This window comes from Achromobacter sp. UMC46 (genome assembly GCF_014170335.1).
GTDB lineage: Bacteria > Pseudomonadota > Gammaproteobacteria > Burkholderiales > Burkholderiaceae_B > Achromobacter.
In genome coordinates, this window is sequence record NZ_LZZS01000034.1 from 116,986 (window position 1) to 132,273 (window position 15,288).

Genomic DNA, 15,288 nt, shown 5'->3' on the forward strand with positions numbered 1-15,288 from the left:
CATGCAGAAACCGTCCCCCCAACCCTCCGCCCCCGCCACGCTGGGCGCGTCCGACAAGACCGTGCTGATCTACGGCGCCATTGCGGCCCTGGCCGGCTTGATCCTCTATGCGTTAATGGCCGCCCGCGCCTGGCCCTGGGGCCATCCGTTCGTGTTGGCCTTCTGGCTGCAATGGGTGGCGCTGGCGCCGCTGGCCGGCGCGCTGCTGGCCGGCATGCGCGGCAGCCGGCGCTGGCTCGCCGCGCTGGCGGCATACGGGCTGATCCTGCCCGCCATGATGGCCTACGGCCTGACGTCCGCGAACGGTTCGCTACCCAACGAACCAGGCGGTTGGCCGCAAGGCAATGACCTGGCCCTGGCGCTGTTGCTGACCGGCGCCGCGGGCTTCATTCTCCTGCCGCTGATCCAGGCGCTGGATGCCCGCAAGCCCCAGTGGGGCTACCCCGCCGTGTTCCGCGCAGCGTGGCGCAATGCGGTGCACCTGACGCTGGCCGCCTGCCTGGCCTCGGCGGTATGCCTGCTGCTGACCGCGGCGGGTGCGATGTTCACCATGATCGGCATCAAGGCCGTGCGCGTCCTCGTCGACAATGCGTACTTCCGGCTTGCCGTCTGGCCGATGGTGCTGGCCGCCTGCCTGGTGGGGGTGCGCCGCCGGCCGCAACTGACTGACACGCTACAGCGTTCCTGGTTGACGCTGAACGCCTGGCTGCTGCCGCTGGTCACGCTGGTGGGGCTGGCATTCACGCTGGCGCTGGCCGCCCGGATGGCGCTTGGCCTGCAAGCCGTCCAGCTTTCGGCCGGCGCGCTGATCGCGTTCTCGCTTGCGTGGATCAAGCTCATCAATGCCGCCTGGCAAGACAGCCCCGAAGCCGCCCCTTTCGGGCCGCGGTTGCGCATGCTGCTGCGCGCGGCGATGGTGTGCCTGTTGCCGCTGGCCGCGGTGGCCCTGTACGGTGCCGTTGTCCGCGTCGAGCAATATGGCTGGACGGTCCTGCGGGTTTGGGGAGTCGTCAGCAGCATGGTGCTGATGCTGTACGGCGCGGGCTACGCCTGGGCCGCGCTGCGCCCCAAGCACGACTACCTTGCGCTGGGCGCCACCAACCTGGTCGCGGCCTTCGCCTCGCTGGGGCTGCTGATCGCGGTGAATACGCCGGTCGCCAACCCCCTGCGCCTGACGGCGGAAAGCCAGTTGCGGCGCCTGGTCGACGGACGCCTGGATCCGGAACGGTTCAGTTTTTACGCCATGGGCAGGGAATACGGCCACTGGGGCCGCGACGCCTTGCAGCAGCTGGCCGACGGCGCGGCCAGTGCGCGGGACCCGCGAATCGCCCTGGCCGCCGCCGAGGCCCTGAAGGGCAGCTACTTCGGCTGGAACGACGTCAAACCCGCCGCGCAAGAGACGCCGGCAGCCGGTCCCGCGCCTGTGGCCGCACCCGCTTTCGCCACCACCCCGGCAGGGCGCGCGATACCCGAATCGTGGTGGAATGCGCTGCGCGCATCCTCTCCCAGCCAGGCGGCGACGTGCGCAACCCCCGCCGCCCCGGCCACACCGGACGCAACAGCCAGCCTGCCTTGCCGGCTGATCTTCGCCGACCTGACGGGCGACGGCCAGGACGAGATCGTCCTGTACGTCGCGCCGCGCAGCAATGCGTCCAGCACGGGGGAGCTGTTGATCGCCTATGCCTCGGACGGGCAAGCGTGGAGCCAACTCGGCTGGCTGCGGCCAGAGAGCTTCGAGCAGCCCATGGAAGACGCGACCGGTGTCGTGGATATCCGGCAGGCGCTGGAACAAGGGCTGGTCCGCACCCAGCCGCGGCCGGAACGCGATCTGATGATCGGCGACAACCTGCTGCGGTTGCGCTGAGTTAGCGCGCTTCCAGGTCAGGGGTGCCCGAGAACTGGCTCTTCAACAGCGTCAGCGCACCCTTCTCCGCCATTCCCTCGTTGGGAAATACGTGTTTGGTGTCTTCCAGCACCGGAAATCCCAAGATGCGGACCCGGACGTGAAAGCCTTCGGGGGTTTCGGCGAACTCGATATCGAAGTTGCGCTCTTCGATCCAGCCCGATCGATGCAGTTTCCATTCCATATGCAACACGCTCCTGATTGGCGAAGTCGACACGCACAGCCGGCCGGAAAGGCGCGGCGCTGCTACACCATACACCCGGCGCGCCGCGCGCGGATGACTTGCCGCCACCCCGGCGCGACGCCCGTTCGCCTTATTCCGCGGGAGGCGTCCCGTCTTGCGCCTTGGCCCGCAGTTCTTCGGACGCAGGGGAAAACAGATCCCAGCAGGCCATGAACAACGCGGCGATCAGCGGACCGATCACAAAGCCGTTCAGGCCGAACAGGGCCATGCCGCCCAGCGTCGAGATCAGCACCACGTAATCAGGCATCTTGGTGTCCTTGCCCACCAGGATCGGGCGCAGCACGTTGTCCACCATGCCGATGACCAGGATCCCGAACGCGATCAGCACCGCGCCCTTGACCACCGCGCCCGTCAGCAGGAAGTAGATGGCGACCGGCGCCCAGATCAGGCCGGCGCCAATCGCCGGCAGCAGCGACAGGAAGCCCATGATCACGCCCCACAGCAGCGCGCCCTGGATCGACAGGATCGAAAAGATGATCCCGCCCAGCGCGCCCTGCGCCGCCGCCACCGCGATGTTGCCCTTGACGGTGGCGCGCACGACGGTGGTGAACTTCTGGAACAGGTGCTGCTTGTGCGCGTTGCTCAGCGGCATGGCGCGCTTCAGGCGCGCGGACAGTTGCGGCCCGTCGCGCAGCAGGAAGAACAGCAGGTACAGCATGATGCCGAAGCTGATCACGAACTGGAACGTGTCCTGCCCGATGTTCAGCGCCTGGGTCGCCAGGAACTGGCTGGCCTGCATCGCGCCTGCGCTGAGCTTCTGCTGCAGGCTGGGGATATCGGCCAGGTCGAAGCGCGCCAGCAGGTCATGCACCGACGGCGGCAACGCAGCCATCGCCTGCTGGAAATAAGCGCCGAAGTTCAGCTCGCCTGATTTGATGCTCTGATACAGGCTCGCGCCTTCGTTCACCAGCGAGCCGCTGATGGCGACCAGCGGCAGGATGACCAGCAGCAGGACCAGCAGCAAGGTGATCAGCGCGCCAAGGTTGCGCCGCCCGCCGATGCGTGCGACCAGCCGGCGCTGCAGCGGAGCGAAGATGATGGCAAGGATGGCGCCCCAGAAAACGGCGCCGTAGAAGGGCCACAGTAGCCAGCCGAACGCGATGGTGACCACCACGAGCAGGAGCAGAAAGGTTCTGTAGTGCAAGCTGGATGATTGGCTCATATTCCGTTCCAGGCACGGCGTACGCCGCGAGACCCGTATTGTACAAAGCCCCCGCCTCACGGCGGGTTCAGGCCCCGAGCCCCACGGCCAGCAGAATGGTCTGGCGCGCTTGCGCCAGTCCGTCCGACTGCGCGTTCAGTCCCTGCAAGCGCAGATTCAGTTCCTGCTGGAGCGTCAGCGTCGCCACGCGCGCCTGGCCATCCACCAGCATGATGTCCGCGGCGTTGGCGGCCACGAAATCCGCCACGCCCACGGCGTCGCGCGCCACGGAATCCATCCGGGTCGCCGCCTGCATCAATTCGGCGGCGGGCGCCGTCACGGCTTCGTCGTAGACGCCGCCATAGACCGGCGCCAAATCGGGAGGCAACGTCATCGCGGCCCGCGCGCGGTCGGCCTTGGCGCGTGCGTCATGGAGCTTGCCCGCGCTGTCCGCCAGCGTCTTGCGCGCGGTCTCGAAGGCGGCCTTGCGGCGGACGATCTCGTCCACCGAGCGGATCGTCTCCACCGCCAGCACCTCGCGCAACGGGGCGGCGGCCTCGGCCAACTCTTTCTGGAAGCCGGTGATGACCTCGTACGCATCGGCGTAATCGCCGATCGCGGCTTTCTCGGATCTATCGAGCGCGCCGATCGGCAATAGCGCATCGTTGCTGACCCGCGCTTGCAGCAGCTGGATGAACGCCGCGCGTTCCTGGGGCTCTTTATTGACGCAGGCTGTCATGAGCAGCATCGAAGCCATCGCCAGGCCCGTCAGGCCGGTTCGCCACGGTGACATGCATGTCCTCCTTGCTGTCGGGGGGTTGATGTTCCGGAAGCCAAGACCCGGCGTTGACGCCCGGCCGGCGCCCCTGGGCAGATTATCCCGAAGCGCCGTCCAGCCACCAACCATGGGCGGATTTTGTTGCGATCGAAGCGAGTTGACACAGGCCGAGCCGGACGCCGATCCGTTCCGGCCATCATGCGCCCAACGGATGCGCCATCGCGCACCGCCGCGCGGCATCGAAGCCCGCGTCGGATTCCGCCCGCAGCCGCGCTTGCAGCAGCAAAGGAAGCGGCGGCGTCAGCTCGATGAAGCCCTGCCGGCGGTAGAACGGCGCATTCCATGGCAGCTCCCGGTCAGTGGTCAGCACCACCGCCCCGTATCCGCCCGCGGCGCGTGCATGCGCCAGCACCGCCCGGATCAAGGCACGGCCCAGGCCCAGCCCCTGCCAGGGCAAGGCCACGGACATCTCGGCCAGAAACAAGTCGCCGCCCATCGGGCGCGCCAACGCGAATCCGCGCACCTCGGCGTCGAGTTGCGCGACCCAGAGCAGGCCCGCCGCCAGCGCCGCGGCCAGCTCGCCCGGGGGCAGCGGGTCGCCATCGGCGGCCCAAGCCACGGCGGTGCCGCGAAAGCGCGCCGCGGCGGAGCGCTCGATATCGGGCAGGCAAGCCAGGTCGGAAGGCAGGGCGAGTCGGATCATGAGGGATGGAAGTATGCACCATGCCGGCGCATGGGCAGCCCCGCGCCCCCATCCCTTAAAATGCGAGATCCGGCCATGCTATCGGCCGCCCGCAACACTGGCTTTGCCTTGACGATGACCCAACACGCTCCTTCCGCCTCCTGGGGGTTCACCCAGCCCGATTGCCGCGGCGCGGCCGCCCTGCTGTTCTTCATGGACGATCTGGCGCGCGTCGTGAACCAATACTTGGGGCACGGCCAGTTGTCCGACGAAGCCCTTGCCGATGCCCAGAAGGCCGTCGACGCGCTGTTGCAGCGCTACGTCGAGATCGAAGCGGCGCCCGACGCGTTCAATGGCGAACGCATCGGCCTGGCGCTGGAAACCGAACGCCAACCGGACGGCACGATGGGCGCGCAAGTGGCGCTGCGGATGTCGCCGCGCCTGGAAGGCCTGATCATCGAGGCCCAGCGCCAGGCCCGCCCCGCCCAGCATTGACAGCCCCGGGGCCTTCCGCCCCCCTTTCAAAAAAGACTTGCAAAGCCCATTGACTTACGATAATATCGTTGGTTGAGGTGCTTTAACACGCCCAGGATTCTTGTACAACAAAGATGTACAAAGAGCCATGTGCGGCAAACGAACACCTCTGGCTTGATTCAGTACTGTGCCAACAGCCTTTGCGCCATTGGCCCTGTCTCATGTATCAGCCGCCGGAATCCGATCCGTTTTTGCGAAAACCCATAACCCAAAACGCCAAAACGCAAATCTCGGTTCCAAGTTGGAAGTCGTGCAACAACCCAGCGCGACTTCCACAATCAAAGCAGTCCCTGAAATCAAAGCGGCACCGAAGCCGCCCAGACCATCTTCGCCAAACCGCCAGTCCGGCTTGGCCAGAAGCACCAAATTTACGCTGCGGCATCCGTCGACCCAACGACGAAGGCCGCGCAGCAACCGCCAGAACCAACCCACTCTGCGCGGCCCCTCAGGCCTAAAGAGCGCATGCACCGAACATGCACGCCACCTGGCCCGAACTGATGTCGTTTTGGACTGACGACCGACATCAAACAGCGGCATTGAACCGTTACCCGCGCACGCAAAAATATGAGAATGCGCAAAGGGACGGCAACACTTATGCGGTAGTGTCATGCATGCCTGTCCGAATCAATCCGGCCGGACATGGCGAACGACCAAGATGCGAGGCGCTTTTGTTACGTCCACATCTTGCGCGGCATGAACACCCCGCAGCTTTCTAATAACTAGAACCTAAGAGAACAAACACCATGAATACTCGTTTCACCACCTCGGACCTGATCCGACGCCCGGCTCACACGACGCTGGACAACACCCCGATCCATATCGGCGACATCGTCTACCTGCAGCCCACCAACGGCCCCGCCATCCGCGCGACGGTCATTTTCAACGCGCCGATCAACGGCACGACCACCTACACGACTGAAGTCGTGCCTTGCGGCTCGTCCACGCAGAAGGCGCCCGGCCAGCGCATCCGCTTCCGCCACGAGCACGTGCACCGCATCGAACCCGTGCGCCGCACGACGCACTGATCCAGGCCACCATCGCCGCGCTTCATGCGCGGCGATTGCTTTTTGCGCGTGATAAATTCGCAGGCAATCCGTCCAGGCAGCAAAACCATGCAGAACAACCGGCTAGCGATCCGCATCTGGGACCTTCCCACCCGCCTCTTCCACTGGGCGCTTGTCGTCTGCATCGTCGGCGCGTTCGTCAGCGTGAAGCTGGGCGGCCTGTACATGGACTGGCACATGCGCTTCGGCTGTACGGCGCTCGGCTTGATCATCTTCCGGGTACTTTGGGGCATCATCGGCCCGCGCTACGCCCGCTTCAGCCAGTTCGTGCGCGGCCCCGCCGCCGTGGCCCGCTACCTGAAGGGGGCCGCCGCGCCCGCCGGCCATAACCCGCTGGGCGCGCTGTCGGTGCTGGCCCTGCTGCTGGTCATCGGCTTCCAGGCCACAAGCGGCTTGTTCACCACTGACGACATCATGACGCAAGGGCCGCTGTTCGGGCATGTCAGCGAAGCCACCGCCGCCCTCATGACGTCTTGGCACAAGCTCAACGAATGGGTCATCATCGGCCTGATCGCGCTGCACCTGCTGGCCGTCGCCTGGTATGCGGTGGTGCGCCGCAAGCGCCTGGTGCGCGCCATCGTCACCGGCGACGTCGACGCCAAAGACCTGCCGGCCGGCACGCCGCCGGCCCAGGACGGCATTGCGGTCTGGCTGCGCGCGCTGCTGCTGGGTGCCTGCGTGACGGGTCTGGTGCTGTGGATCCGCTCGCTGGAAGTAGCCGCGGACATGTCTTTTTCCTGATCCGTCCGGCAGCCCCGCAAAAAAAAGAAAGCCCCTCGAATATCGAGGGGCTTTTTCCTTCAGCATGCCGGCCGTCCGCGGACAGCCGCGCCTTACTTCTTCTTGCGGTAAGAATCGTGGCAAGCCTTGCAGCTTGCGCCCACGTCGCCGAAAGCCGCGCGCAGCTTGTCCAGATCGCCGGCGTCGGCTGCGGCCGACAGCTTCACGATATTGCCCTGGAAGGCTTGCTGCTTCTGCTTGAACCCGGCCGCGTCGCTCCAGACCTCAGGACGGGCGTCGCCGCCTTCCGTACCCGGACCGAAAGCCGCCCACGGCAAGCCGGACAGCGTCTTCAGCACTTCGACGTTGGCCTTGATCTGGGCGGCGTCGTAAGGCGCCTGGCCCTTGACCACCGGTGCCATACGGCCAAAGTGCGAAGCCATCAGCGTCAAGGCCGACTGGCGGTACTTGACCGCGTCTTCCGGCTTGGCGAACTGCGCCGAGGCGGTGGTCGCCAACAGCGGCCCCGCCGTCATACAGGCCAACGCGACAAGCGTGGACAACTTCTTCATTGCAATCTCCCGTAAGGACAACAACAATGCCGCGCGCATTGCGCGCGCGGCATGGCGACTATACCGCCCGGGCCAACTCTGCAGCCAGCCCGATGTACGAACGCGGAGTCATCGCCAGCAAACGGGCCTTCGGCTCATCCGGCAGCGCCAGGCCCTGGATGAATTCTCGCAGAGCTTCCTCGGTAATGCCCTTGCCCCGCGTCAAGGCCTTGAGCTGTTCGTACGGTTGCGGCAGGCCAAAGCGGCGCATGACGGTCTGCACCGGCTCGGCCAGCACTTCCCAGCACGCATCGATATCGGCGTCGATGGCGGCCGTGTTGACCTCCAGCTTGCCCAGGCCGCGCATGCACGCGTCCCATGCCACCAGGCAGTAGCCCAGGCCCACGCCCAGGTTGCGCAAGACGGTGGAGTCGGTCAGGTCGCGCTGCCAACGGGAGATCGGCAGCTTGTCGGCCAGATGGCGCAGCACGGCGTTTGCCAGGCCCAGATTGCCTTCGGAGTTTTCGAAGTCGATCGGGTTGACCTTGTGCGGCATGGTCGACGAACCGACCTCGCCGTCCTTCAGGCGCTGCTTGAAGTAGCCCAGCGCCACGTAGCCCCAGACGTCGCGGTCCAGGTCCAGCACGATGATGTTGGCGCGCGTGATGGAGTCGAACAAGGCGGACATCCAGTCATGCGGCTCGATCTGGATGGTGTGGCGGTTCTGGGTCAGGCCCAGGCCGGCCAGCACGCGCTGGCTGAAGGCGGGCCAGTCGATTTCCGGATAGGCCGACAGGTGGGCGTTGTAGTTGCCGGTGGCGCCGTTCAACTTGGCCAGGGGTTCGACGGCTTCGACGGCGGCGATGGCGCGGTTCAAGCGCGCGGCCACGTTGGCGAATTCCTTGCCGAGCGTCGTCGGGCTGGCCGGCTGGCCGTGCGTGCGCGACAGCATCGGCTGATCCGCCTGGGTCACGGCCATGTCGTTCAGCTTGGCGGCGAGTTCGCGCAGGCGCGGCACGACGACCTGGTCGCGGGCGCGCGACAGCATCAGCGCGTGCGAGGTGTTGTTGATGTCTTCGGAAGTGCAGGCGAAGTGGATGAACTCGGCGGCACGGGCCAGCTCGGCGTCATCGGCCACTTTTTCCTTCAGCCAGTACTCGACGGCCTTCACGTCATGGTTGGTGACGCGCTCGATATCCTTGATGCGGGCCGCGTCGGATTCCGAGAAATCCTGCACCAGCTGCTGCAGGCGCTGGCGGGCGGCCGCGGAGAAAGCGGGCAGCTCGGGCAGGCCCGCGTCGGACAGGGCGACCAGCCACGCCACCTCGACTTCGACGCGGTGCGCCATGAAGCCGGCCTCGGACAGCAGACCGCGCAGCGCGTCGCCCCGGGAAGCGTAACGGCCATCCAATGGCGAAAGGGCATTAAGTTGGCTCAATTGATCGGCGATTTGCATGGTCTGAAGAAGAAATGGCTACGGATGGGAAAACCCGACGATTTTATCATCCGGGGGAATGCAACATTGTGGCAAACTGGCGAAGATTCCGGCCAGCGGACGGTTGGGCGCTCGTCCGGCCTGCTATACTTCGGCCGCTTTTCGACTCCGCTTGTGACTCCATGAAACTGATCGGCTCGCTTACCAGTCCATACGTACGCAAGGTGCGTATCGTCATGGCCGAGAAAAAGCTGGACTACCGGCTTGAACTCGAAAACGTCTGGTCCGCCGACACGCAGATCCAAACGTACAACCCGCTGGGCAAGGTGCCCTGCCTGGTCATGGAAGACGGCGGCGCGCTGTTTGATTCGCGCGTCATCGTCGAGTACCTGGACACCTTATCCCCTGTCGCCCGCCTGATTCCGCAGCCGGGCCGCGATCGCGCAGCCGTCAAATGCTGGGAAGCCATCGCTGATGGCCTCCTGGACGCTTGCGTCGCCATCGTGAAGGAAACCCAGCGTCCCGAGGCGCAACGCAGCCCCGAATGGATCGAGCGCCAGTTCAGCAAGATCCACGCGAGCCTGGATGCCATGAACAAGAGCCTGGGCGACAACGCCCACTGCATGGGCATCAACTACAGCCTGGCGGATATCGCCGTGGGCTGTGCGCTGGGCTACCTGGACCTACGCTTCGCCTCGCTCGATTGGCGCGTCAACCACCTGAACCTTGCCCGCCTGTACGACAAGTTGGCGCAGCGGCAATCGTTCATCGACACGATGCCCAAGACCGCCTGAGGGCGGCCCCGGACCGCCCGTCTTGCACGAGCGCCTGAAGACCGGCCGCATATGCGGCCGGTTTGCATTTCAACGTCTGAAAATTCCGTCCTGCCGGTGCCCTATTGCGCGGCGAACGTCTGCCAGGCTTTGAACAGCATGTAGGCGGCCAGCGCGAACAGCAGGCAGGCGAACACCCGCTTCAATGTCTGCACCGGCAAGCGGTGCGCCATGCGCGCGCCCAGCGGCGCCGTCAGCACGCTGGTGCACACCAGCGCCACCAGCGCCGGCCAATAGATGTAGCCCAGCATGCCCGGGCGCGACGTCCCTTCGTTCAGCCCGGACACCACATAGCCGACGCTGTTGGCCAACGCGATGGGAAAGCCCAGCGCCGCCGAGGTCGACACCGCATTGTGCAGCGCCACGTTGCACCAGACCATGAAAGGCACCGACAGGAATCCGCCGCCCGCGCCGACCAGCCCCGACAGGAAACCGATGCCCGCCCCCGCCGCGCTGGTGCCCACCACGCCGGGCATCTGGCGCGCCGGCTTGGGCTTCTTGTTGCGCAGCATGCTCCAGCCGGAATAGCCCACGAACAGCGCAAAGAACAGCGACAGCCATAGTGTGCTGAGCGCCGCGAAGACGGCCCCGCCCGACAGCAGCCCGCCCAGGATGATGCCCGGCGCCATCGCCCACACGATGGGCCATTTGATCGTGCCCTTCTGCTGGTGCGCCCTGACGCTGGATACCGATGTAAACAGGATCGACGTCATCGACGTCGCGATTGCGGCGTGCACGACCAGCTCGGGCGGCATGCCCTGCCAGGCGAACAGCATCGTCAGGAAAGGCACCAGCAGCATCCCGCCGCCGATACCCAGCAAGCCCGCCGCGAAACCCACCACCGCCCCCAGCACCAGCAGGCAAATCACCATCGTCACATCCACAACCGTCTCCTCTTTTATTGTTCAGTTTCTTGCTTGTCATGAGAGAAGGCCCCGCCGGCATCGCGCCGGCGGGGCCTTGCCCGGGTCCGTTCTTGCCGGACCCGCTTGCATTACAGGATGATCCCGCCGCCCAGGCAAACCTCGCCATCGTAAAGCACGGCCGACTGCCCGGGCGTGACGGCCCATTGCGGATCGGTGAAATCCAGCGCGAAGGTGCCGCCTTCGGCCTGCTCCAGGCGGCAAGCCGCATCGGCCTGGCGATAGCGCGTCTTGGCGCCGTAGGCGGCGATGGCGGGCGGATGCCCCGCCACCCAGCTGGCGTCCTGCGCCTGCAGCCGGCCGGACAGCAGCCAGGGATGGTCGTGCCCCTGCACCACATACAGGATGTTGCGTTCCAGGTCCTTGCGCGCCACATACCAGGCTTCGGCCGTGCCGTCCTCGCGCTGGCGCCCCTTCACGCCGCCCACGCCCAGGCCCTTGCGCTGGCCCAGCGTGTAGAAGGACAAGCCTTCGTGGCGCCCTACCTTCTGCCCTTCAGGCGTCAGGATCGGCCCGGGCTCAGTGGGCAGGTAGCGATTCAGGAATTCGCGGAACGGCCGTTCGCCGATGAAGCAGATCCCCGTGGAATCTTTCTTGGCGGCGTTGTGCAGGCCGATCTCGTGCGCAATGCGCCGTACTTCGGTCTTGTGGATCTCGCCCAGCGGGAACAGGGTGCGCGACAACTGCGCCTGGTTCAGCCGGTGCAGGAAGTAGCTCTGGTCCTTCGTCGCGTCCAGCGCCTTGAGCAGCTGGAATTGCATGCCACCGCCCTCGGCCGGCACCTCGCGCACCCGTGCGTAATGGCCGGTGGCGATATGTTCGGCGCCCAGCGCCATCGCGTGGTCCAGGAAGGCCTTGAACTTGATCTCGGCATTGCACAGCACGTCCGGGTTGGGCGTGCGGCCCGCGGAATACTCGCGCAGGAATTCCGCGAACACGCGGTCCTTGTATTCGGCGGCGAAGTTGACGAATTCGAAGTCCACGCCGACCAGGTCAGCCACACTGGCCGCGTCCAGCAGATCCTGGCGGGTGGAGCAGTATTCGGAATCGTCGTCGTCTTCCCAGTTCTTCATGAACAGGCCGACGACGTCATAGCCTTGTTGCTTCAGCAGCCAGGCGGTGACCGAGGAATCGACCCCGCCCGACATGCCGACCACGACGCGGCCTTTTTTGCCGCCGGGCCGCCCCAAGGCAAAAAACCCCTCGGGGGCGACGCTAGCCGAAGGCGCGGCAGGGGGGACCTCTTTGCCGCCGGGCCGCCCCAAGGCAAAAGCCGCCCCCTCTGGGGGGCAGCAAGCCGAAGGCGCAGCGTGGGGGGATTCCTTGGTAAGTATTTGACTCATGATGCGGCTATTTTAGTTCGGACAGCGCGTCTTCCCGCGGCTGCGGCTCGGCCGCCCGCGACACTTCCATCAGCCAGGCCCGGAAGGCCTGCAAGGTAGGCAGGTTGGCCTTCTGCTCGGGGTAGCACAGGTAATAGCCCATGCGCGCGCGGATGGGCAACTGGATGGCGACGGCCAGTTTGCCGTCGCGCAGTTCGTCTTCGATCAGGCAGCGCGGAATCAGCGCCACGCCGAATCCGGCCGCGGCCGCCTGGGACAGCAGCGCGTACTGGTCGAAGCGCGCCCCTTCGAGGCTGCGCCGCGTGTCGCAGCCAGCCTGCTCGAACCAGTCGCGCCAGCCTTCCAGCGCCGACGTGTGGTGCAGCAGCGGATAGGCCAGCAGGGCCTCGGGCGACGGACAGCCGCCCGGGATCAGGCGCGGGCTGCACACGGGCACGATCTCGCGACCCACGATGTAGTCCGAGCCGCTGCCGGGCCACAGGCCTTCACCGAACCGCACGGCGGCGTCAAGTTCGGGCGTCGAAAAATCGTAGCCCTGGCGGTGCGGCAGGAATTCCACGTGGATGTCCGGGCGCAGCCGCATGAAGGCCGTCAAGCGCGGGATGAGCCAGCGCGCGCCGAAGGTCGGCATACAGGTCAGGTTGAGCGTGCCGCCCTGCCCCTGGTGCGCGATCAGCTCCACGGTGGCGGCTTCGATCTGGCCCAGGCCCGCCTGGATCTTGGTCAGATAGCCGCGACCGGCTTCGGTCAGGACCAGGCCTTGCCTGATCCGCAGGAATAGCTCGACGCCGACAAACTCTTCCAGATGTTTCACCTGTTTACTGACGGCGCCCTGCGTCACGCACAATTCCTGGGCCGCACGCGTGAAGCTGCTATGGCGCGCCGCGACCTCGAATGCCTGTAGATCCGTTAATGAGGGACAGAAACGTCGCATGTGTCGTCCCCACGAAGCGTGGGGCTCCCGCCCCAGCGGGGCTTGATCGGAGGATTTCCGCTGCCACCAGCCGGCCGAAAATCAACGGAAAAGTTACATGAAAGTAACGTCCCAACGATGCTGGCCAAAGAGAGGCATGAAAAAAAGTCATAGCTTACGGAGAAACTTTCGTTTGCGCAAACCGCCTCGCCAGGAAAGAATCGTCGCGTTTGCGTCTGCCTTTGCGCATCCGCTTTCCATTTATTAGGGGAATCCATGCAACGCCGTAACGTAGTACTGGGCCTGTGTGTCGCTGCCGCGACCCTGGCCATGCCGCTGACCTCGGGTATCGCGCACGCTGAAGACGCGTATCCGAGCAAGCCCATCCGCCTGATCGTCCCCTTCCCGCCCGGCGGCACCACCGACATCGTCGGCCGCCTGTTCGCGGACAAGCTGGGCAAGGAACTGGGCCAGACCGTCGTGGTGGAAAACCGCGGCGGCGCCGGCGGCTCGATCGGCAGCGCCTTCGTCGCCAGCAGCGCGCCGGACGGCTATGTCCTGGGCATCGCCACCGTCAGCACCCACGGCATCAACCCGGCCATTTACCCGAACCTGCCGTTCGATGGTGAAAAGGACTTCACGCCGATCTCGAACCTGGCTGCCGTGCCGAACATCATGACGATCAACCCGAAGGTGCCGGCCAAGAACATGGCCGACTTCATCAAGCTGGCCAAGAGCCAGCCGGGCAAACTGACGTACGCGTCGGCCGGCAACGGCTCGGTCTCCCACATGATGGGCGAACTGTTCAAGATGGCCTCGGGCACCGATCTGATGCACGTGCCTTACCGCGGCGTCGGCCCGGCGCTGAACGACGCGCTGGCCGGCCAGGTCGACGTCATGTATGACAACCTGCCCTCCACCCTGCCGCACGTGCAGTCCGGCCGTCTGATCGCCATGGCCGTCGCCTCGCCCAAGCGCGTCGCCAGCCTGCCCGACGTGCCCACGTTCGCCGAAGCCGGCCTGCCGGCCGTGAACGACGCGTCCTGGTTCGGTCTGGTCGCCCCGGCCAAGCTGCCGGAACCCATCCTGGCCAAGCTCAACGCCGCCGTGCAGAAGGTCAGCGCCGAAGCCGACGTCAAGGCGCGCCTGGAAGCGCTGGGCGCCGAGCCCGCCGCCAACAGCTCGGCTGACTTCGCGAAGCAGATCTCGGCGGAAATCGCCAAGAACAAGCGCATCGCCAAAGAAGCCAACGTGAAGATCGACTAAGCGGTCTTCGGCCCCCACTGCGCAAGCTTGCGCGGCGGGGGCCTCCGATTCACGAACGCAATATCCCACTATGCGAATTACCCAACCCCTGTCTTACCGGCTCGACCTTCCGCAGCAATATCCGGATTCGGAAACCTCGGCCCCGCTTGTGCTGGACTCCCCGCACAGCGGCACCGCCTACCCTCCCGATTTCGCGGCCGCGGTGGACTTTGGCGCACTGCGCACTGCCGAGGACACCTGGGTTGACGACCTGTGGGGCGACGCCATGGACATGGGCGTGCCGATGATCGCCGCCGGTTTTCCGCGCGCCTACATCGACGCCAACCGCGCGCCCGACGAGATCGACGAACTACTGCTGGATGCGGCCTGGCCCGACGCCATCAACGCCTCGCCCAAGGTCAAGCTGGGCAAGGGCCTGATCTGGCGCATGCTGGACGACGGCACCCCTCTGTACAACCGCAAGCTGACGGTGGAAGAAGTCCGCCACCGCATCAACGCCTGCTGGAAGCCCTATCACGCCGCGCTGGGCCAGGTGCTGGACGCCGCCCACAAGAAATTCGGCAAGGTCTGGCACATCAACTGCCATTCCATGCCCAGCGTCGCCGGCGCCTTCGCCACCGACCGCCCCGGCCTGGTCCACCCCGATTTCGTGTTGGGCGACCGCGACGGCAGCACCAGCGATCCGGCCTTCCGCGAATTCATCGCGGCGTGGCTGCGCGAACGCGGCTACAACGTCACGGTGAACGACCCCTACAAGGGCGTCGAACTGGTGCGCGCCTTCGGCCGCCCCGAAGAAGGCCGCCACAGCCTGCAGATCGAAATCAACCGCAAGCTGTACATGGATGAAGTCACGCTGCGTCCGACCGAAAACTATGGCCGCCTGAAGGCCGATCTGCGCGACCTCACCGCCGCGCTGATCAACTGGACTCGCGCGCAGACGGCCTGACGCCGGACGTTT

General features: G+C 65.7%; 16 protein-coding genes. 7 read left to right on the plus strand and 9 right to left on the minus strand.

The features are described from left to right. Position 1 precedes the first annotated feature (1 nt). On the plus strand, positions 2-1,864 hold the full coding sequence (locus A9973_RS23680) for a DUF4153 domain-containing protein (RefSeq protein WP_183016103.1): 1,863 nt from the start codon (positions 2-4) through the stop codon (positions 1,862-1,864). Between the two features lies 1 nt (position 1,865). Here the strand turns inward: A9973_RS23680 and A9973_RS23685 are convergent, their stop codons facing one another. The 4 genes from A9973_RS23685 to A9973_RS23700 all read right to left on the minus strand — a co-directional run bounded on the left by A9973_RS23685 (position 1,866) and on the right by A9973_RS23700 (position 4,769). Next, the gene (locus A9973_RS23685) at positions 1,866-2,087 is read right to left on the minus strand and encodes a hypothetical protein (protein WP_183016104.1); all 222 of its coding nucleotides are present in this window, start codon (positions 2,085-2,087) and stop codon (positions 1,866-1,868) included. 130 nt (positions 2,088-2,217) lie between these two features. Next, positions 2,218-3,309, minus strand: coding sequence for an AI-2E family transporter (locus A9973_RS23690; protein WP_183016105.1), 1,092 nt, complete (start codon positions 3,307-3,309; stop codon positions 2,218-2,220). A 67-nt stretch (positions 3,310-3,376) separates the two neighbouring features. Continuing rightward, on the minus strand, positions 3,377-4,081 hold the full coding sequence (locus tag A9973_RS23695; RefSeq protein WP_183016106.1) for a DUF3053 family protein: 705 nt from the start codon (positions 4,079-4,081) through the stop codon (positions 3,377-3,379). 181 nt (positions 4,082-4,262) lie between these two features. Further along, a complete protein-coding gene (locus A9973_RS23700; RefSeq protein ID WP_183016107.1) occupies positions 4,263-4,769 on the minus strand; it encodes a GNAT family N-acetyltransferase in 507 nt (168 codons plus the stop codon). Between the two features lie 114 nt (positions 4,770-4,883). Here A9973_RS23700 and A9973_RS23705 point away from each other — a divergent pair, with 114 nt between their 5' ends. The 3 genes from A9973_RS23705 (at position 4,884) to A9973_RS23715 (ending at position 7,087) form a co-directional block, all read left to right on the plus strand. After that, on the plus strand, positions 4,884-5,243 hold the full coding sequence (locus A9973_RS23705; protein ID WP_183016108.1) for a hypothetical protein: 360 nt from the start codon (positions 4,884-4,886) through the stop codon (positions 5,241-5,243). A gap of 782 nt (positions 5,244-6,025) precedes the next feature. After that, the gene (locus tag A9973_RS23710; RefSeq protein ID WP_183016109.1) at positions 6,026-6,307 is read left to right on the plus strand and encodes a hypothetical protein; all 282 of its coding nucleotides are present in this window, start codon (positions 6,026-6,028) and stop codon (positions 6,305-6,307) included. A gap of 87 nt (positions 6,308-6,394) precedes the next feature. Further along, positions 6,395-7,087 (plus strand): cytochrome b/b6 domain-containing protein, encoded by a 693-nt coding sequence (locus A9973_RS23715; RefSeq protein ID WP_183016110.1) that lies wholly within the window; start codon positions 6,395-6,397, stop codon positions 7,085-7,087. A 92-nt stretch (positions 7,088-7,179) separates the two neighbouring features. On the opposite strand, the gene A9973_RS23720 is transcribed toward A9973_RS23715, so the two are convergent. Further along, complete coding sequence (locus A9973_RS23720) at positions 7,180-7,638, minus strand: cytochrome c (protein WP_183016111.1); 459 nt, start codon at positions 7,636-7,638, stop codon at positions 7,180-7,182. 58 nt (positions 7,639-7,696) lie between these two features. Beyond that, positions 7,697-9,073, minus strand: coding sequence for an adenylosuccinate lyase (gene purB, locus A9973_RS23725; RefSeq protein WP_183016112.1), 1,377 nt, complete (start codon positions 9,071-9,073; stop codon positions 7,697-7,699). Positions 9,074-9,234: 161 nt separating this feature from the next. On the opposite strand from purB, the gene A9973_RS23730 reads away from it, so the two are divergent. Continuing rightward, positions 9,235-9,846 carry a glutathione S-transferase gene (locus A9973_RS23730; RefSeq protein ID WP_183016113.1) on the plus strand — a complete coding sequence of 204 codons (612 nt, stop codon included), beginning with the start codon at positions 9,235-9,237 and terminating at the stop codon, positions 9,844-9,846. A gap of 101 nt (positions 9,847-9,947) precedes the next feature. Here A9973_RS23730 and A9973_RS23735 read toward each other — a convergent pair whose 3' ends face one another. From A9973_RS23735 to A9973_RS23745, 3 genes are all read right to left on the minus strand, one after another. After that, positions 9,948-10,769 (minus strand): sulfite exporter TauE/SafE family protein, encoded by an 822-nt coding sequence (locus A9973_RS23735; protein ID WP_183016114.1) that lies wholly within the window; start codon positions 10,767-10,769, stop codon positions 9,948-9,950. A 110-nt stretch (positions 10,770-10,879) separates the two neighbouring features. After that, on the minus strand, positions 10,880-11,998 hold the full coding sequence (mnmA, locus tag A9973_RS23740; RefSeq protein WP_255469273.1) for a tRNA 2-thiouridine(34) synthase MnmA: 1,119 nt from the start codon (positions 11,996-11,998) through the stop codon (positions 10,880-10,882). A gap of 160 nt (positions 11,999-12,158) precedes the next feature. Beyond that, on the minus strand, positions 12,159-13,085 hold the full coding sequence (locus A9973_RS23745) for a LysR substrate-binding domain-containing protein (RefSeq protein WP_183016115.1): 927 nt from the start codon (positions 13,083-13,085) through the stop codon (positions 12,159-12,161). A gap of 255 nt (positions 13,086-13,340) precedes the next feature. Between A9973_RS23745 and A9973_RS23750 the strand changes: the two genes are divergently transcribed. Next, entirely contained in the window at positions 13,341-14,330 is a 990-nt protein-coding gene (locus A9973_RS23750) for a tripartite tricarboxylate transporter substrate binding protein (RefSeq protein WP_183016116.1), read from the plus strand. Positions 14,331-14,400: 70 nt separating this feature from the next. Continuing rightward, on the plus strand, positions 14,401-15,276 hold the full coding sequence (locus A9973_RS23755; protein ID WP_183016117.1) for an N-formylglutamate amidohydrolase: 876 nt from the start codon (positions 14,401-14,403) through the stop codon (positions 15,274-15,276). Positions 15,277-15,288 lie beyond the last annotated feature (12 nt).